The following is an 18,989-nucleotide window of genomic DNA, read 5'->3' on the forward strand; positions in this document are numbered from 1 at the left end:
GAGGTCACGGCGCGATAGACGCCGTGTGCGCTCACACTAGCGCCGCTGTCGCGCGGACGCCGTCATCGTCACCGGCGTCGTCGCATCACGCGCCGACGGGCGCGCCGCCGCCCCCCCCCCCCCCCCCCCGACTGTTTGTAGGGGGCATGTGTTCATGGAGTCGGTGCGACGAGCGGGCGCCCACCGGCGACGGTCACTCGGTGGGTCAGTAACAAGGACGCGCGCCAGAGCGCCGGATCTGCCTTGGGCCTGGGACGAGCTGGTTGGTTCTCGCGTGGGGGGTGGCGCTCGCTCGTGCGATCGTGTTTGTCGCCCGTTCTGCCGCCACATCACGGCTCGATCACGACTCTGGAAGCAACTTGCAGGGAATTTGTTCATCGTGGATACTTTTTCCTACTGGCGGTCGCATCCGACGACGCCCAGGCAGTTTCAAAGAGGAGATTCCCCGAATGAAGAAGCGTATTCTTCCCCTCGTGGCGCTCGGCGCCGCGGCCACCCTGGGCCTGGCCGCCTGCTCCGGTGGCAGCACCCCCTCGGCCGGTGGCGACGGCGGCCCGGTGGACGGCAAGGGCAAGACCCTGACCGTCTGGATCATGAAGGGCACCAACCCCGACGCGTCCGCGTTCTACGACGCCGTGTCGGAGGAGTTCACGAAGGAGACCGGCGCCGAGGTCACCATCGAGGAGGTGCAGTGGGCCGACGCCCACGACCGCTTCGTGACCTCCATCGCGGGCGGGACGACCCCGGACATCGCCGAGACCGGCACCACCTGGACCGCCGAGTTCGCCGACGCCGGCGCGCTCCTGGAGCTCGACGACTACGTCGGCGCCGACAAGGGCCTCAAGGACGACCTGGTCGAGGGCCTGGCCGTGGCCGGCACCTACGACGAGGCGCTCTACGGCATGCCCTGGTACGCGGGCGTGCGCTCGATCGTCTACCGCACCGACGTGTTCGAGGAGCTGGGGCTGAAGGCGCCGGAGAGCTGGGACGACATCGTCAAGGCCGGCGAGGCGATCAAGGCCGCCAAGCCCGACATGCTCCCCTTCCCGGTCCCCGGGGACGCCGAGTTCCAGGTCTACCCGTGGGTCTGGGGCGCCGGCGGCGAGATCGCCACGAAGAAGGGCGACACCTGGACGAGCGAGATGGACAGCAAGGAGTCCCAGGAAGGCATCCAGTTCTACACCGACCTGGCGGTGAAGCACGGCTTCAGCTCCGCCGGTGCGACGACGTGGAAGGAGACGGATCTCCTCGACGCCTTTAACCAAGGCAACGTGGCCATGATGCTGTCGGGCTCCTGGACTCCGAACAAGATCCTCGAGGCCAACCCGGACCTCGAGGGCAAGATCGGCGCCGCGGTCATCCCCGGCAAGGACGGCGGCATCGCGCCCTCCGTGCTCGGCGGCTCGCACCTGTCGATCTTCAACACCACCAAGGAGCCGGACCTCGCCTGGGAGTTCGTCAAGCTCATGACCACGGGCGAGTTCGCCGAGAAGTGGGCTGACGAGACCGGCTACTTCCCCGGCGTCCAGTCCGCCATGGCGGAGGCGCTGAAGTCGACCGACCCGCTCGTCGCGCCCTTCGCGCAGCAGATGGTCGAGGGCGGCGGATCCGTCCCGGTGACGCCGAACTTCGGCGCCGTCCAGGCCAAGAAGACCACCAACTCGATGATGCAGGCCATCCTCAGCGGGCAGAAGGACGTCGCGACCGCGACGAAGGACGCCGCCAAGGAGATGACCGACCTGCTCAACCAGTGAGGGTCTGACACTCCATGACGACGGTGCACGCACCCCTGCCGGCCGCGGAGACGGAGCGACGCTCCGGATCCGCGGCCGGCGGCCCGTCGCGCAAGCGGAAGCTGAGCTGGGTCACGGCCCGGCCCTGGCTCCTGCTCGCCCCGGGCCTGATCATCCTCGCGGTCCTCATGCTGTGGCCGCTCGTGCAGGTGTTCCTGTACTCCCTGCAGGACTACGGCCTGCGCGAGATCAACACCGGCAAGACCAACTTCATCGGCCTCGAGAACTACGGCGAGGCGCTCACTAACCCGACGCTGTGGACCGTCGTCCTCCCGAACACCGTCGGCTTCGCCGCCGTCGCGGTCTTCACCACGGTCGCCCTCGGCACGCTCGTGGCCCTCCTGCTCGCGCGCCTCGGGACCGTGTGGCGCACCATCGTCTCCAGCTGCATCATGGTCGCCTGGGCCATGCCCGCGGTGACCGGCACGTACGTCTGGACGTTCATCTTCGACGCCGATCGCGGCATCTTCAACACCGTGCTCAAGGATCTGGGCCTCATCGACGGCTCGGTCAACTGGTTCACGAACCAGTGGTCGTTCTACGCGATCGTGCTGCTCAACGTCGTCCACCACGGGTTCCCCTTCGTGGCGGTCACCGTGCTCGCCGGGCTCCTCGGCGTCTCGAAGGAGATGCTCGAGGCTGCGGCCCTGGACGGCGCCGGCGCGTGGCGCCGCTTCTGGAAGATCATCTTCCCGACCCTCAAGCCGGTCTTCTCCGTCGTCATCATCCTGTCGACGATCTGGGACTTCAAGGTGTTCGCGCAGGTCTATCTCATGCCCGGCGGGAACGGCGGCAACCGCTCCGTGCTCAACCTGGGCGTGTGGAGCTACGTCGAGTCCTTCGGCCAGAACCGGTACGGCTTCGGCTCGGCGCTCGCCGTCCTGCTGACCCTCGTGCTCATCGGCATCACGATCGTGTACATCCGCTCGCTCATGAAGGAGGACGAGCTGTGAACCCGCGCCCGTCCGTGATGTCCCGCGTCGGCGTCGGCATCGGCGTCGCCGCCGTCCTGATCTTCACGCTGTTCCCCGTGTACTGGATGGTCTCCAGCGCGCTCGACAAGAAGGCCTCCAGCGGCGGGCAGTCCCTGCTGCCGCAGGAGTTCACGTTCGACAACTTCGCCTTCGTCCTCACCGACGGCGGGTTCGGCACGTACCTGCGCAACTCGGCGATCGTCGCCCTCGTGACGGTCCTCGTCAGCGCCCTGGTGTGCCTGCTCGCCGCGGTCGCGGTGGCGCGGTTCCGCTTCAAGTTCCGCACGACGATCCTGATGATGATCCTCGTCGTGCAGATGGTGCCGCTCGAGGCCCTCGTCATCCCGCTGTTCCTCCAGGTCAAGAGCCTGGGCCTGCTCAACAGCATCCTCGGCCTGATGGTCGTCTACGTGGCGCTGTCGCTGGCGTTCGGGATCTGGATGCTCCGCGGGTTCGTCCAGGCCGTGCCGGTGGAGCTCGAGGAGGCCGCGTACATCGACGGCGCCAGCTGGTGGCGGATGTTCCGCTCCATCCTGCTCCCGCTGGTGATGCCGGGCCTCGTCGCCACGAGCATCTTCAGCTTCATCACCGCGTGGAACGAGTTCATCTTCGCCATGACGATCCTGGGCGGGGCGACCGACCAGTACACCGTGTCGATCGGTCTGAAGTCCTTCTTCGGCCTGCACTCGAACGACTGGGGCAGCATCATGGCCGCCTCGACCATCATCACCATCCCGGTCATGATCTTCTTCGTGATCGTGCAGCGCCGGCTGTCCTCCGGCATGGTCGCGGGGGCGGTGAAGGGATGAGCGACGAGCTCGAACGCCTGGCGAACGGCGTCCTCTGGCCGGGGTTCTTCGGCACCACCGCGCCCGCGTGGCTGCGCACGGAGCTCGCTCGCGGCCTGGCCGGCGTCGTGTACTTCGCGCAGAACACCGGACCGGGCCTCGCCGCGCTGAGCGACGAGATCCGCTCCGCCAACCCGACGGCGCTCATCGGCATCGACGAGGAGGGCGGGAGCGTCACCCGGCTCGAGGCCGCGACCGGATCCACCGTCCCCGGGGCGGCGCAGCTCGGCGCCGTGGACGACGTCGACGCCACGCGGGCGACGGGCGCGGAGCTCGCCCGCCGCGTGCGGGAGATCGGCGCGGACGTCCTGCTCGGCCCGGTGGCGGACGTGAACACCGATCCGCGCAATCCGGTCATCGGCGTGCGCTCGTTCGGAGCCGACACCGCGCTCGTCTCGCGGCACGTGGCCGCCGAGGTCGACGGGATCCAGTCCGCCGGGGTCGCGGCGTGCGTCAAGCACTACCCCGGTCACGGGGACACCCATCTGGACTCGCATCACGACCTGCCCCGCATCGAGCTCGACACCGACGTGATCCGCCGGGACCACCTGCCGCCGTTCCGCGCGGCGATCGACGCCGGCGCGGACGCGGTGATGACGGCGCACATCGTCGTCCCGGAGTGGGGCGAGCTGCCCGCGACGCTGAACCCGGCCGTGCTGGGGATGCTGCGCGACGGCGGCTTCGACGGCGGGAGCGGCTTCGACGGCGTCATCATCACCGATGCGCTGGACATGGCGGCCGTCCGTGAGAACTTCGGTCTCGGCGGGGGTGCCGTGCGGGCCCTGCAGGCCGGTGCGGATCTGCTCTGCATCGGCAACCCGACGAACCCGGGGCCGGCGGCCGCCGTCGATCAGGACGAGCGCGACTACCGCGCCGCCCGCGACGCGATCGTCGCGGCGCTGGAGGACGGCTCCCTCTCGCGGGAGCGTGTGGCCGAGGCCGCGGCCCGGGTCGCGCGGCTGGCGGAGAAGCTCTCCGCCGCCCGCTCGGCAGAGAGCGCCGGCGACGCGGCGGAGGTGTTCGACGCCGCCAGCATCGTGCGACGGAGCCTCGGCGCGTCCGAGGACCCCGCCCTCGCCCCCGTTCCCGGGCTCGCCGTCATCGACGCCCGGCGCCGCTCGACCCTGGCGGTGGACAGCGCCGGGGGCTACGTCTCCGCGGCGTTGGCCGAGGACGGGTGGCGGGTGCGTCTCGACACGGCCGCGACAGACGCGGACGAGCGCCGCCGCGCCATCGCGGAGGCCGTCGCCGCGGCGGATGCGACCGGCTTCCGCGTGGTCGTCCTCGTGGACCGGATCGACACGGATCCGGCGCAGCGAGCGCTCGTGGCCGAGGTCGCCGAGGCCGCGCCCACGGCCGCCGTGGTGAACGTGGGCCTTCCGGCCAGAGCCGACGCCGTGATCCTGCCGGTGATCGACGTCCGTGCCGCCAGCAGGATCGGATCGGCGCTCGCGCGCGAGAGGCTGGTCGGGGCGGGACGATGAGCGGGGGTGCGACCGACGGCCACGCCGACGGACGCAGCGCCGACGTCATCGCGGTGGTCCGTGGAGCCCTGGGGCGCCTGAGCGCCGCGGAGGCACGGGTCGCCGAGCAGGTGCTGGCGGATCCGACCCTCGTCGTGGACCTGGCCATCAACGACCTCGCCCGCCTGTGCGGGACGTCGCTGTCGACGGTGGCGCGGTTCGCCCAGACGATCGGGTTCAGCGGCTATCGCGAGCTGCGGGTCGCGTTCGCCCGTGCGGTGGCCGTGGAGCAGGCCGAGCGGGAGCGCTTCGGGCTCGACGACTCCGTGATCGACCTGGACGACGGGATCGAGACGGTCGCGGCGAAGATCGCCGCGCGCGAGGTGGGCGCGATCGAGCAGACGGTGCTCAGCGTCGACTTCGCCGCGGTGGACCGCGCCGCCGCCGCGATCGCGCAGGCGTCGCGCGTCGAGCTGTTCGGGCAGGCGGCGTCCTCGCTCACCGCGCAGGACATGCGGTTCAAGCTCGCTCGGATCGGGTGCGCGGCGACCCACTCGCCGGATCCGCACATCGCCCTCGCCGCGGCGGCGCTGCTGGGTGCCGGCGACGTGGCCCTGGCGATCTCGCACGGTGGCGAGACCGCCGAGACGATCCGCGCCGCCGAGGTGGCCGGGGAGGCCGGTGCGCTGGTCGTGGCGCTGACGAACGCGCCGGACTCTCCGCTGACCCGGGTCGCGGACGTCGCGCTGCTCACCCGCGCGAAGGAGGCGCCGCTGCGCATGGCCGCGATGTCGAGCCGCATCGCCCAGCTCGCCCTGCTCGACGTCCTCTTCGTCCGCGTCGTCCAGCATCGCGGCGAGGGCGTGAACGAGCCGCTGCGCGCGACGCGCCGCGCCGTCCGCGGCACCTGACCCCCCGTTCGTCCCGGGTGTGGGGCCCGCATCGGGTCCCGGGTCGTGCCGGGTTTGGGGTGCGCGTTGGGGTCCTGGGGTCGGCGGTGGGGCCGGATTCCCCCGGAACGGACCCCGATCCGTGGGCGATCCCCGGTCGTTGAGCGAGGAGCGCAGCGACGAGACGAAACGGGTCGGCGGACCGTTTCCCGGGTCGTGGCCGGGTTTGGGGCGCGCGTTGGGGTTTTGGGGTCGGCGGTGGGGCCGGATTCCCCCGGAATGGACCCCGATCCGTGGGTGATCCCTGGTCGTTGAGCGAGGAGCGCAGCGACGAGACGAAACGGGTGGGGTGGTGCGCCGTTTCGTCTCGCTGCGCTCGCTCAACGACCGGGAGGCACGGCAAGCGACCGCGACCGCGACGGGGTCGGGCCGGACGAGACGAAACGGGTGGGCGGACCGGGCGGGCGGGTCAGGCGACGTGGTCGCGGGTGCTGCCGAGCGCGCGGGTCGCGATGCGGTGGGCACGGGAGACGCAGCCGCCGAGCGACAGCCCCGCGAGCACCCCGCCGAGGAACCCGGCGGCGAACGCGTCGCCTGCACCGATCGTCTCGACCACGGGAGCGGCCAGTGCCGGCGCCTCCACGCTCTCCGCGCCGTCGAAGGCCACCGCCCCGTCGGTCCGGGTCACGACGAGGTGCCTCGGCTCCGGGATCATCCGTCGCAGCTGTGCGGCGTCGCCCGTGCCGAGCACCGCGGCGGCGTCCGTCTCGCTGCACTGCACGATGTCCGCGGCGGACATGTAGGCGCGCAGGATCTCCCGCCCCTCGTCCTCGCGGCCCCGCCAGAGCGCCGGTCGCCAGTTCAGATCGAAGCTCACCAGGCGCTCGCCGCGACCGGCGAACAGCTCGTCCTGCGCGGCGCGGGCGCCGGGGGAGAGGGCGGGGGTGATCCCGGTCGTGTGCACGAGGGCCGACTCATCGAGGATCCGAGAAGCGGCGGGGGCGCGCAGGACGCCCGGGGAGAGGCGGCTCGCGGCGGATCCGGCGCGGTAGTAGTGCATCACACCGTCGACCGAGCCGTCGGGTCGAGCGGCGAGCTCCTTCACGTACAGTCCGGTGGGTGCCTCCGGGTCGACCTCGACGGCGGTGGCGTCTACGCCGTGCTCGGCGAGCTCCGCCAGGAGGAAGCGCCCGAAGCCGTCGTCGCCCACACGGGAGATCACCGCGGCGCGCCCGCCCGCGGAGGCCAGGGCGATCGCGACGTTCCACTCGGCGCCGGCCAGCGACCGGTGGAACGAGCGGCTGTTCTCCAAAGGGCCGGCCGTGGTCGGCACGAGGGCCACCAGGCCTTCGCCGAAGCAGGCGACCAGAGGGGTGTCGGGCACGAGGCAGACGATACCGGATACCGGTATTCATGTCCTGAGGGTCGGTCGATCGCGCAGATATACCCCACCGGCGCGCGGAGGTCAAGAATCACGCTGGACATGTCGTGAAATCCGTCGTATAGTTGATCGTTGCGCCTCACTCCTCCCTGCCCTCATATGGTGGTCGGCAGAAACCCCGCACGTCCCGCCTGCTCACGCGGTGACTTCCGTGCGGGTCCGAGCGACGCGGCGCACTCCACCTGACGACAGAGGAATCGAGACGCCCCCTCGGGGCTCACGGAGGTTATTCCCTTGGCTGCTGCTCGCAACGCATCCACTCCCACCACCAACAAGAACGGACGCGGTGCATCCCGCCTCTCGTTCGCCAAGATCTCCGACACGCTGACGGTCCCCGACCTGCTGGCCCTGCAGACCGAGTCGTTCGACTGGCTCGTCGGCAACGAGGCGTGGCGCAACCGCGTCGCCGAGGCCAAGGCCGCGGGGCGCAAGGACGTCGCCGAGGTCAGCGGACTGGAGGAGATCTTCGAGGAGATCTCCCCGATCGAGGACCTCAGCGAGACGATGCAGCTGTCGTTCACGAACCCGTACCTCGAGCCGGAGAAGTACTCCATCGAGGAGTGCAAGGAGCGCGGCAAGACCTACGCGGCCCCGCTGTACGTCGAGGCCGAGTTCATGAACCACCAGACCGGTGAGATCAAGACCCAGACGGTCTTCATGGGCGACTTCCCGCTGCAGACCGACAAGGGCACGTTCATCATCAACGGCACCGAGCGCGTCGTCGTCTCGCAGCTCGTGCGCTCGCCCGGCGTCTACTTCGACAAGACCCCGGACAAGACGAGCGACAAGGACATCGTCTCCGCGCGCGTCATCCCGAGCCGTGGCGCGTGGCTCGAGTTCGAGATCGACAAGCGCGACCAGGTCGGCGTGCGCATCGACCGCAAGCGCAAGCAGTCCGTCACCGTCTTCCTGAAGGCGCTGGGCATGAGCAGCGAGGAGATCCTCGCCGAGTTCGCCGGCTTCCCCTCGATCGAGGAGACGCTCGCGAAGGACACGATCCTCACCAAGGAGGACGCGCTCCGCGACATCTACCGCAAGCTCCGTCCGGGCGAGCAGGTCGCCGCCGAGGCCGCCCGCGCGCTGCTGGACAACTTCTACTTCAACCCGAAGCGCTACGACCTGGCCAAGGTCGGCCGGTACAAGATCAACCAGAAGCTGGGCCTGGACCAGCCGCTGAGCGACTCGGTCCTGACCGTCAAGGACATCGTCGAGACGATCAAGTACCTGGTGCGCCTGCACGCCGGCGTGGAGACCTTCGAGGGCATCCGCGGCGGCAAGACGACCGAGATCCGCCTCGCCACCGACGACATCGACAACTTCGGCAACCGTCGTATCCGCGCCGTCGGCGAGCTCATCCAGAACCAGGTCCGCACGGGTCTGTCCCGCATGGAGCGCGTCGTCCGCGAGCGCATGACCACGCAGGACATCGAGGCGATCACCCCGCAGACCCTGATCAACGTGCGCCCCGTCGTCGCGGCGATCAAGGAGTTCTTCGGCACCTCGCAGCTGTCGCAGTTCATGGATCAGAACAACCCGCTCGCGGGCCTGACCCACAAGCGTCGCCTGTCGGCGCTGGGCCCCGGTGGTCTGAGCCGCGACCGCGCCGGCGTCGAGGTGCGCGACGTGCACCCCTCGCACTACGGCCGCATGTGCCCCATCGAGACCCCGGAAGGCCCGAACATCGGCCTGATCGGCTCGCTGGCCACCTTCGCGCGCATCAACTCCTTCGGGTTCATCGAGACCCCGTACCGCCGGGTCGAGAACGGCACCGTCACCGACCAGATCGACTACCTGTCGGCGGCCGAGGAGATCGACTACAACATCGCGCAGGCGAACGCCCCGCTCGACAAGAACGGCCGCTTCACCGAGAGCCACGTGCTCGCGCGCCCCAAGGGCGGCAGCGGTGAGGTCGACCTGTTCCTCCCCGAGGAGATCGGCTACATCGACGTCTCGCCGCGCCAGATGGTGTCGGTCGCGACCTCGCTCGTGCCGTTCCTGGAGCACGACGACGCCCAGCGCGCGCTCATGGGCGCGAACATGCAGCGTCAGGCCGTGCCGCTGCTGCGCAGCGAGTCGCCGCTGGTCGGCACCGGTATGGAGGGCTACGCCGCCATCGACGCCGGTGACGTGATCACCGCGACCAAGGCGGGCGTCGTCAGCGAGGTCTCCGCGGACCGCGTCGTCGTCATGCTCGACGAGGGCGGCACGCAGGAGTACTACCTGCGCAAGTTCGACCGCTCCAACCACGGCACCAGCTACAACCAGAAGGTCGTCGTGTCTGCTGGTGAGCGGGTGGAGGTCGGCGAGGTCATCGCCGACGGCCCCGCCACCGAGAACGGCGAGCTGGCCCTGGGCAAGAACCTCCTCGTGGCGTTCATGACCTGGGAGGGCCACAACTTCGAGGACGCGATCATCCTCAGCCAGGACCTGGTGAAGGACGACACCCTCTCCTCGATCCACATCGAGGAGTACGAGGTCGACGCGCGCGACACGAAGCTCGGCAAGGAGGAGATCACCCGTGACCTCCCCAACGTCAGCCCGGAGCTGCTGAAGGACCTGGACGAGCGCGGCATCATCCGCATCGGCGCCGAGGTCCGCCCCGGCGACATCCTCGTCGGCAAGGTCACGCCGAAGGGCGAGACCGAGCTCAGCGCCGAGGAGCGCCTGCTCCGCGCGATCTTCAACGAGAAGAGCCGCGAGGTCCGCGACACGTCGCTCAAGGTGCCCCACGGCGAGCAGGGGACCGTCATCGCGGTCAAGGAGTTCAACGCCGAGGACGGCGACGACGAGCTGGGCTCGGGCGTCAACCGCCGCGTCGTGGTCTTCATCGCCCAGAAGCGCAAGATCACCGAGGGCGACAAGCTCGCGGGCCGTCACGGCAACAAGGGCGTCATCGCGAAGATCCTCCCCGTCGAGGACATGCCGTTCCTCGCGGACGGCACGCCGGTCGACGTGATCCTGAACCCGCTCGGCATCCCGGGCCGCATGAACTTCGGCCAGGTGCTGGAGACCCACCTCGGGTGGATCGCGAAGCAGGGCTGGAAGATCGAGGGCACCCCGGAGTGGGCCGCGCGTCTGCCGGAGCAGGCGTTCGACGTCGCCCCGGGCACCAAGGTCGCGACCCCGGTGTTCGACGGCGCCAGCGAGGAGGAGATCTCGGGTCTGCTCGACTCGACGATCCCGACGCGCGACGGGGACCGCCTCATCGACTCGACCGGGAAGACGACCCTGTTCGACGGTCGGTCGGGCGAGCCGTTCCCGGGCCAGATCTCGGTGGGCTACATGTACATCCTGAAGCTGCACCACCTCGTGGACGACAAGATCCACGCGCGGTCGACGGGTCCCTACTCGATGATCACCCAGCAGCCGCTCGGCGGTAAGGCCCAGTTCGGCGGCCAGCGCTTCGGTGAGATGGAGGTGTGGGCGCTCGAGGCCTACGGAGCCGCGTACGCCCTGCAGGAGCTCCTCACGATCAAGTCCGACGACATCCTCGGCCGCGTCAAGGTCTACGAGGCGATCGTCAAGGGCGAGAACATCCAGGAGCCGGGCATCCCCGAGTCGTTCAAGGTGCTCATGAAGGAGATGCAGTCGCTCTGCCTGAACGTCGAGGTGCTCTCGGCCGACGGCACGGCGGTCAACCTCCGTGACACCGACGACGAGGCGTTCCGGGCTGCGGAGGAACTGGGGATCAACATCTCCAGCCGCTTCGAGTCCGCCTCGATCGACGAGATCTGATCTCAGCCAGACCCACTTCTTCAGAGAATTTCGACACAGGAGAACTAGTGCTCGACGCAACAACTTTCGATGAGCTTCGCATCGGTCTGGCCACCGCCGACGACATCCGTCGTTGGTCCTACGGCGAGGTCAAGAAGCCCGAGACGATCAACTACCGCACGCTGAAGCCGGAGAAGGACGGCCTCTTCGGCGAGCAGATCTTCGGCCCCTCCCGCGACTGGGAGTGTGCCTGCGGCAAGTACAAGCGCGTCCGCTTCAAGGGCATCGTGTGCGAGCGATGCGGCGTGGAGGTCACCAAGAGCTCCGTCCGCCGCGAGCGCATGGGCCACATCGAGCTCGCCGCGCCCGTCACCCACATCTGGTACTTCAAGGGCGTGCCCTCGCGCCTCGGGTACCTGCTCGACATGGCGCCGAAGGACCTCGAGAAGGTCATCTACTTCGCCGCGTACATGGTGATCTCCGTGGACGAGGACGCGCGCCACCGCGACCTCGCCACGCAGGAGAACAACATCCGTCTCGAGCTGAAGACGCTCGGCGACCGCCGCGACGCCAAGATCGCGGAGCGCCTGGCCAAGCTGGAGGAGGAGCTCGCCGCTCTCGAGGCGGAGGGCGCCAAGGCCGACGCCAAGAAGAAGGTCAAGGACGCCGCCGAGAAGGAGATGTCCCAGCTCCGCAAGGGCGCCGACGAGGCGATCGCCAAGCTCGAGCGCGTGTGGGAGGACTTCCGCACGCTCGAGGTCGGCGCGCTGCGCCCGGAGGACGACGTCTTCCACGAGCTGCAGGACCGCTTCGGCCAGTACTTCGAGGCCCACATGGGCGCCGAGGCGATCCAGAAGCGCCTGGAGAGCTTCGACCTGGCCGGCGAGGCGGAGAACCTGCGTCTGCAGATCGCCGAGGGCAAGGGCCAGCGCAAGATCCGCGCGATCAAGCGCCTGAAGGTCGTGAACTCGTTCCTCGAGACCGGCATGAGCCCGGCCTCGATGGTGCTGGACGTCGTTCCGGTGATCCCGCCGGAGCTGCGCCCGATGGTGCAGCTGGACGGTGGCCGCTTCGCGACCTCCGACCTCAACGACCTGTACCGTCGCGTGATCAACCGCAACAACCGCCTCCGTCGCCTGATCGACCTCGGCGCCCCCGAGATCATCGTCAACAACGAGAAGCGGATGCTGCAGGAGGCCGTCGACGCGCTGTTCGACAACGGCCGCCGCGGTCGTCCCGTCACCGGCACCGGCAACCGCGCCCTGAAGTCCCTCAGCGACATGCTGAAGGGCAAGCAGGGTCGCTTCCGCCAGAACCTGCTCGGCAAGCGCGTCGACTACTCCGGCCGTTCGGTCATCGTGGTCGGCCCGCAGCTGAAGCTGCACCAGTGCGGTCTGCCCAAGCAGATGGCGCTGGAGCTGTTCAAGCCGTTCGTGATCAAGCGCCTGATCGACCTCGGTCACTCGCAGAACATCAAGGCCGCCAAGCGCGCCGTGGAGCGCACGCGCCCCGAGGTGTGGGACGTGCTCGAGGAGATCATCCGCGAGCGTCCGGTGCTGCTGAACCGCGCCCCCACCCTGCACCGCCTGGGCATCCAGGCCTTCGAGCCGCAGCTCGTCGAGGGCAAGGCCATCCAGCTGCACCCGCTCGTCTGCGCCGCCTTCAACGCGGACTTCGACGGTGACCAGATGGCCGTGCACCTGCCGCTGTCGGTCGAGGCCCAGGCCGAGGCCCGCGTGCTGATGCTCGCGTCGAACAACATCCTGAAGCCGTCCGACGGCCGTCCGGTCACCCTGCCCTCGCAGGACATGATCATCGGCCTCCACCACCTGACCACGGTCAAGGAGGGGGCGGTCGGCGAGGGCCGTGCGTTCGGCTCGGTGTCCGAGGCGATCCTCGCCAAGGACGAGGGCACGCTCGACCTGCAGGCGAAGGTCCGCATCCGCATCCCGGGTCTGACCTTCCTCGAGGGCGAGGCTCCCGAGGGCTACGAGCGCCACGGTCTCGTGGACGCCTCGCTCGGCCAGGCGATCTTCAACGACGCCCTGCCGAAGGGCTACCCGTTCGTGCGCGAGGTCGCCGACAAGGGCAAGCTGTCGCAGATCGTCAACAAGCTGGCCGAGGAGTACCCGAAGGTCGAGACGGCGGCGACGCTGGACCGGATCAAGGACGCGGGCTTCTACTGGGCTACGCGCTCGGGTGTGACGGTCGCGCTGAGCGACATCCTCACCCCGCCGAACAAGGCGGAGATCGTCGCGGGCTACGAGAAGCAGGCCGCGAAGGTCCAGTCGCAGTACGAGAAGGGTCTCACCACCGACGCCGAGCGTCGTCAGGAGCTCATCAAGATCTGGACCGAGGCGACCGACGAGGTCCAGGCCGCGATGCGCGCCCACTTCCCGCAGGACAACACCATCAACCGCATGGTGTCCTCCGGCGCCCGTGGTAACTGGCTGCAGATCCGCAACATCGCGGGTATGCGAGGCCTGGTGAACAACCCGAAGGGTGAGATCATCCCGCGCCCGATCATCTCCTCGTACCGCGAGGGGCTGTCGGTGGCGGAGTACTTCATCGCGACGCACGGTACCCGAAAGGGTCTGGCCGACACGGCTCTCCGTACGGCGGACTCGGGCTACCTGACCCGTCGTCTGGTGGACGTCTCGCAGGATGTCATCATCCGCGAGGACGACTGCGGCACGTCGAAGGGGCTCGAGCTCCCGATCGCCGCGGTCGACTCGACCGGCACGCTGGTGCGCGACGCGAACGTGGAGAACTCCGTGTTCGCCCGCACGCTCGCGGTCGACGTCGTGGACGAGGCCGGCACGGTGCTCGCCACGGCGGGCGAGGACGTCGGCGACGTGCTCATCGACAAGCTGATCGACTCGGGCGTCACCTCCATCAAGGTCCGTTCGGTGCTGACCTGCGACTCCGCCGTCGGCGTGTGCGCGAAGTGCTACGGCCGTTCGCTCGCCACCGGCAAGACGGTGGACATCGGCGAGGCCGTCGGCATCATCGCGGCCCAGTCGATCGGTGAGCCCGGCACGCAGCTGACGATGCGTACCTTCCACACCGGTGGTTCGGCGTCGGCCGACGACATCACCCAGGGTCTGCCGCGCGTCACCGAGCTGTTCGAGGCGCGCACCCCGAAGGGCGCGTCGCCGATCGCCGAGGCGGACGGCCGGATCACCATCGAGGAGACCGACAAGTCCAAGAAGGTCATCCTGACGCCCGACAACGGCGACGAAGAGGTGGTCTACCCGGTCCTGAAGCGTGCGACGCTCCTCGTCGAGGACGGCCAGCACGTGGTCGTGGGCCAGCCCCTGCAGGTCGGCACGCTCGACCCCAAGGAGGTCATGCGCGTCCAGGGTGCGCGTGCCGCCCAGAAGTACCTCGTCGACGGGGTGCAGGGCGTGTACCGCTCGCAGGGTGTGCCGATCCACGACAAGCACATCGAGGTCATCGTGCGCCAGATGCTGCGGAAGGTCACGGTCGTCGACCACGGTGACACGACGCTGCTGCCGGGCGAGATGGTGGACTTCAAGAAGTACCAGGGCATCAACCGCGAGACGGTCGCCGAGGGCAAGCGCCCCGCGTCCGGCCGTCCCGAGCTGATGGGTATCACGAAGGCGTCGCTCGCGACCGAGTCGTGGCTGTCGGCCGCGTCCTTCCAGGAGACGACCCGCGTGCTCACGCAGGCCGCCATGGAGGGCAAGAGCGACCCGCTGGTCGGCCTCAAGGAGAACGTCATCATCGGTAAGCTCATCCCCGCCGGGACGGGCCTGCGCCGCTACCGCGACATCACGGTGGAGGCGACCGAGGAGGCCAAGAGCGAGCGCTACCCGAACCGGATCTTCGCATCCGACGGGGCGTACGCCGACGGCGACTTCGGCTACGTCGACTTCGACGCGTTCTCGACCGACGACATCACCCCCGGCACCTACAACTGATCGGGTGAGCCCAGGGCCGCAACGCGGCCGTGAGCTCGGGTGATCGAAGGCCCCGGATCCTCGGATCCGGGGCCTTCGTCGTCCCTGCCTCTTCTGTTCTCCCGGGGCCGCAGGCGGGCGTGACGCACGCGGGCTACGCTGGCCCGAGGAGGAGCGCATGAGCGAGCGGATCGTCGTGGTGGGGGAGGCCCGGATCGACGAGGTGCGTGACGAGCGCGGCGCGTGCGAGTCGGTCGCGGGGGCCGGCGCGGATCTGGCTCGTTGGCTCGCGCGAGGAGGCCACGGGGTGGTGCTGCTCACGCCGCTGGCGGAGGACGAGGACGGGCGGCGGATCCGTGTCGCGATGGAGGATCATCGCGTGCGTGTGCTGCCGCTGGACGCGCCGGCCGGCACCGGGAGACGCCGGGTCGTGATCGGGGCGGGACGCGTGCAGGAGCACGGGCAGGGCACCGTGCCCTCCACGGGGCTCGGCGGTGCCGTCGCCCGGCTGCTGCACGCGGGGGCGCGCGCGGACCTCGGCGCGGATCCGATGGTGGTGGTGACGGAGGCGGAGCTGGTCGAGCCGCTCCGCGAGGCGCCCGTCGGGGTCGTGGACGCCTCGGACGGCGACCCGCGGATCCTCCGGCCCGGGAGGGATCCGGATCGCGCCGACCGCGTCGCGGACGCGGTGCGCACGGTGCGCGAGGACGGCGTGGATGGGCCGGGCGCGGACGAACGGCTCGCCCGCGCGCTCGCCCGCATCGCCACCTGAGCCGCCCCCAGCGGCCGATTTCCGGTGCCCGGCCGGGACGGGTATGATGGATCTTCGCGCCCCCGGTCGGCTGAAAAAGTGGGACGGGTGTGCACTGGCAAGTTGCCCGAGCGGCCAAAGGGAGCTGACTGTAAATCAGCCGCGTAATGCTTCGGGGGTTCGAATCCCTCACTTGCCACCACCGCGGAATTTACGCGGAGAACGAGGGGTCTTGACCAGTGACTGGTCAGGACCCCTCGGTCGTCTGCACCGTATTCTGCACCCTATGGTCGGGTCTGCAGCACCGTGGTTTCCTCTCGACGCTCTGGTTCGGCGGCTGGTTCAGCCTCTGCCCGGGCATTGCGGTCGGCGAAGTTCTCGAGGGTCCGCAGGGCGACATCGCCGAACAGTCGCCAGACCGCATCCGAGGGTGCGCCGCTGAACCTGACCGTGATGTGCGGCGACATGAGCAGGAGGGGGCGCGAGAGCAGCGCGCCCGATGGGTGGCCGCGATCACGGAGAAGTACCGCCCGGCGTGAGCGCGGGGGAAAGACCTGGCTGCCGGTCATCAGGATGCCGAGGCGCTGAGGGCCGCGACGACGATCACGCCGACCCCGAACGCCCCCAGAGAAGCATGGCGGTGACGGGTTATCCGTGTACTGACCATCACTGTTTATCGGTCTCGGGCGGGCATAGCGTCGAAGGCATGAGCACCGTGAACTTCACTCTCAACAACGGCGTCGTCATGCCGGCCCTTGGCTTCGGCGTCTTCCAGACCCCGCCCGCCGAGACGAAAGAGGCCGTCGCCGCGGCCCTGTCCACCGGGTATCGGCTGATCGACACCGCAGCCGCATACGCGAACGAGCGTGGCGTTGGCGACGCGATCCGTGAATCTGGCCTTCCCCGCGACGAGATCTTCATCGAGACCAAGGTGTGGATCAACGACTACGGCTACGACCAGACACTGCACGCGTTCGACAAGAGCGCCCGCAAGCTGGGCGTCGACCAGATCGACCTGCTCCTACTGCACCAGGCACTGCCGGGCGAGTTCGACAAGACCCTCGGCGCCTACCGCGCTCTCGAGCAGCTGCTTTCGGACGGGAAGGTCCGTGCCATCGGGATCAGCAACTTCATGCCCACCCATCTGAACGCGCTGCTCGCGGAGACGGAGATCGTCCCGGCGGTGAACCAGATCGAGGTGCATCCGTTCTTCACCCAACCCGAACTGCAGGCCATGAACGCCGAGCACGGAATCCTCACCCAGGCGTGGTCGCCCATCGGCGGCATCACCTCCTACCGTGGAGAGGGGGCGGCCAGCACGTTCAACGACCCGACGCTCCTCGAGATCGGTGAACGGTACAGGAAGAGCGCCGCCCAGGTGATGCTGCGCTGGCACCTGCAGGAAGGACGCTCCGCGATCCCCAAGTCCGTCAAGCCGACCCGCATCGCGGAGAACTTCGACGTGTTCGACTTCGAGCTCACGACCGAAGAGCTGCGTAGCATCGACGCCCTCGATCGGGGCGTGCGTGGGGGTCCGGAGCCGGAGGCGATCACGCTCGAATCGTTCGGCCGGGACATCCCCGAGGAGTGACACGTCGGCCCGGGGCGGGCGCGGTGGCGTCCACCGCGGGCGGTGAGACAGAGGATGAACGTATGAATAACCAGTCCGAAGTGCGCGAGTTCCTGACCACGCGTCGCGCCCGTCTCACACCCGAGCAGGCGGGCATCATCGGCGGCGGGCGGCGACGCGTGACGGGACTGCGCCGCGAGGAAGTCGCGATGCTCGCCGGAATGAGCGTGGACTACTACGCCAAGATGGAACGCGGCAACCTCTCCGGCGTCTCGCCAGAGGTCCTGGATGCCGTCGCCCGCGCGCTTCAACTCGATGACGCCGAGATCTCGCACCTCGGCGACCTCGCCGCCGCAGCCGCACCGGCGGGCCCCGGACGCAAGCGGACACCGCGAGTTGATGCGACGGTCCGGCCCACACTGCAACGATTCCTCGACACCATCGTCGGAACCCCGACCTACGTCACCAACGCTCGCAAGGACTTCCTCGCCACCAACGCGCTCGGCGCGGCGGTGTTCGCTCCGATCATCGATGATCCCGCGAACGGACGCAACAACGCCCGGTTCGCGTTCCTCAACCCCGCAGCGCGGATCTACTACCCGGACTGGGAAGCCGGCGCCCGCAGCATCGTCGCCAGTCTCCGCATCGCCGGCGGACAGAACCCGCACGACAAGGCCCTCACCGACCTGATCGGCGAACTCGTCACCCGCAGCGACACCTTCCGCACCATGTGGGCGGAACACGACGTTCGCTTCCATACCTCCGGAACGAAACGCATCCACCACCCCACCGTCGGCGATCTGCAGTTCGACTACGAAGCCTTCGAGCTCCCCGTGTCAGACGGCCTCGTTCTCTACGCCTGCACCGTCGACCCGACATCTCCCACCGCAGAACGGCTGCAGCTCCTGGGCAACCTCGCGGCGACGCCGAAACCGGCGTCGTGATGCGCCTCCCCGAACAGCCGCCCGCCAGCGGTCCCGCGGAACGAGATCCTCCCCGCTCGAGGACAATCACACTAAGGGACTTCTAGGGGCCTGGCGCAAGCCCTTGGACGCGACCAGTCGAGCAGGTGTAGACCGTTCGGATGGGCGTTCTTCACTATGGCAGTTATGTCCACCCGTTCGAGCTAGACGATCGCCTGGTCGCGCATCTGCGATTCGTGGTCCTGGAGTACCTGCGTCGCGGTGACGGACTCGCCCTGACCGTGATGCAGGCGAGCCCGTATCCGCCCCGCCAGACCACCATCTGGATCCACCCCGGAATCGCGATACGTTTCGAGCTCGACGACACCGAGCCGCCCGCCCTGGACCGGGACCTCACCAAAGCCCTCGCCGCAGCAGCATCGACGCTGGACGGCATCATGATCAAGGATGGGCAACTGGTTGCGTCCGCGGGGGCACCCGGGGCCGAGTGAGCTCATCGGCGCTCGTCTCGCCCCGGTGCGGTCAGAGTTGCCAGGTGCGTCGCCCGTGTCCGTGCGGGTTGTCGCGGTGGTGCCGCTTCTTCGCCGTCCGGGCAACTGTCTCTTCAGAGGGAACGTACGTCTGCCAGTGTCTCGACAGCTCGTCCTGCCACGCGCTCGTGTGGGCCGGTGGTGGTTGCGCGCCGCCCTCGTTCTCCCA

General features: G+C 69.0%; 12 protein-coding genes and 1 tRNA gene. 12 read left to right on the forward strand and 1 reads right to left on the reverse strand.

The window, feature by feature from the left end; genetic code table 11:
- The first annotated feature begins 449 nt into the window (after window positions 1-449).
- The 5 genes from V6R91_RS36020 to V6R91_RS36040 are packed head-to-tail and all read left to right on the forward strand — an operon-like array spanning window position 450 to window position 5,989.
- Window positions 450-1,754, forward strand: a complete 1,305-nt coding sequence (locus V6R91_RS36020; RefSeq protein ID WP_336399318.1) for a sugar ABC transporter substrate-binding protein — start codon at window positions 450-452, stop codon at window positions 1,752-1,754.
- Between the two features lie 14 nt (window positions 1,755-1,768).
- Window positions 1,769-2,746, forward strand: coding sequence for a carbohydrate ABC transporter permease (locus V6R91_RS36025; RefSeq protein WP_336399319.1), 978 nt, complete (start codon window positions 1,769-1,771; stop codon window positions 2,744-2,746).
- Complete coding sequence (locus tag V6R91_RS36030; RefSeq protein WP_336399320.1) at window positions 2,743-3,576, forward strand: carbohydrate ABC transporter permease; 834 nt, start codon at window positions 2,743-2,745, stop codon at window positions 3,574-3,576. Before V6R91_RS36025 ends, V6R91_RS36030 begins: the two co-directional genes overlap by 4 nt.
- A complete protein-coding gene (locus V6R91_RS36035; protein WP_336399321.1) occupies window positions 3,573-5,099 on the forward strand; it encodes a glycoside hydrolase family 3 N-terminal domain-containing protein in 1,527 nt (508 codons plus the stop codon). Before V6R91_RS36030 ends, V6R91_RS36035 begins: the two co-directional genes overlap by 4 nt.
- Window positions 5,096-5,989, forward strand: coding sequence for a MurR/RpiR family transcriptional regulator (locus tag V6R91_RS36040; RefSeq protein WP_067243342.1), 894 nt, complete (start codon window positions 5,096-5,098; stop codon window positions 5,987-5,989). The genes V6R91_RS36035 and V6R91_RS36040 overlap by 4 nt, the downstream gene beginning before the upstream one ends.
- A 448-nt stretch (window positions 5,990-6,437) precedes the next feature.
- On the opposite strand, the gene V6R91_RS36045 is transcribed toward V6R91_RS36040, so the two are convergent.
- Window positions 6,438-7,352: a sugar kinase gene (locus tag V6R91_RS36045; protein WP_336399322.1), complete on the reverse strand. Its 915-nt coding sequence runs from the start codon at window positions 7,350-7,352 to the stop codon at window positions 6,438-6,440.
- Between the two features lie 291 nt (window positions 7,353-7,643).
- On the opposite strand from V6R91_RS36045, the gene rpoB reads away from it, so the two are divergent.
- From rpoB to V6R91_RS36080, 7 genes are all read left to right on the forward strand, one after another.
- Window positions 7,644-11,144 carry a DNA-directed RNA polymerase subunit beta gene (gene rpoB / locus V6R91_RS36050; protein WP_336399323.1) on the forward strand — a complete coding sequence of 1,167 codons (3,501 nt, stop codon included), beginning with the start codon at window positions 7,644-7,646 and terminating at the stop codon, window positions 11,142-11,144.
- 47 nt (window positions 11,145-11,191) lie between these two features.
- Window positions 11,192-15,067 carry a DNA-directed RNA polymerase subunit beta' gene (gene rpoC, locus V6R91_RS36055; RefSeq protein WP_336399324.1) on the forward strand — a complete coding sequence of 1,292 codons (3,876 nt, stop codon included), beginning with the start codon at window positions 11,192-11,194 and terminating at the stop codon, window positions 15,065-15,067.
- Window positions 15,068-15,224: 157 nt separating this feature from the next.
- On the forward strand, window positions 15,225-15,818 hold the full coding sequence (locus V6R91_RS36060) for a hypothetical protein (protein ID WP_336399325.1): 594 nt from the start codon (window positions 15,225-15,227) through the stop codon (window positions 15,816-15,818).
- A gap of 96 nt (window positions 15,819-15,914) precedes the next feature.
- Window positions 15,915-15,999: transfer RNA gene (locus V6R91_RS36065), tRNA-Tyr, on the forward strand.
- A 504-nt stretch (window positions 16,000-16,503) separates the two neighbouring features.
- Window positions 16,504-17,388 (forward strand): aldo/keto reductase, encoded by an 885-nt coding sequence (locus tag V6R91_RS36070; protein WP_336399326.1) that lies wholly within the window; start codon window positions 16,504-16,506, stop codon window positions 17,386-17,388.
- 23 nt (window positions 17,389-17,411) lie between these two features.
- A complete protein-coding gene (locus V6R91_RS36075; protein WP_336399327.1) occupies window positions 17,412-18,311 on the forward strand; it encodes a helix-turn-helix transcriptional regulator in 900 nt (299 codons plus the stop codon).
- 140 nt (window positions 18,312-18,451) lie between these two features.
- On the forward strand, window positions 18,452-18,781 hold the full coding sequence (locus V6R91_RS36080) for a DUF7882 family protein (protein ID WP_336399328.1): 330 nt from the start codon (window positions 18,452-18,454) through the stop codon (window positions 18,779-18,781).
- Window positions 18,782-18,989: the final 208 nt, after the last annotated feature.

Source organism: Microbacterium sp. CCNWLW41 (genome assembly GCF_037083505.1).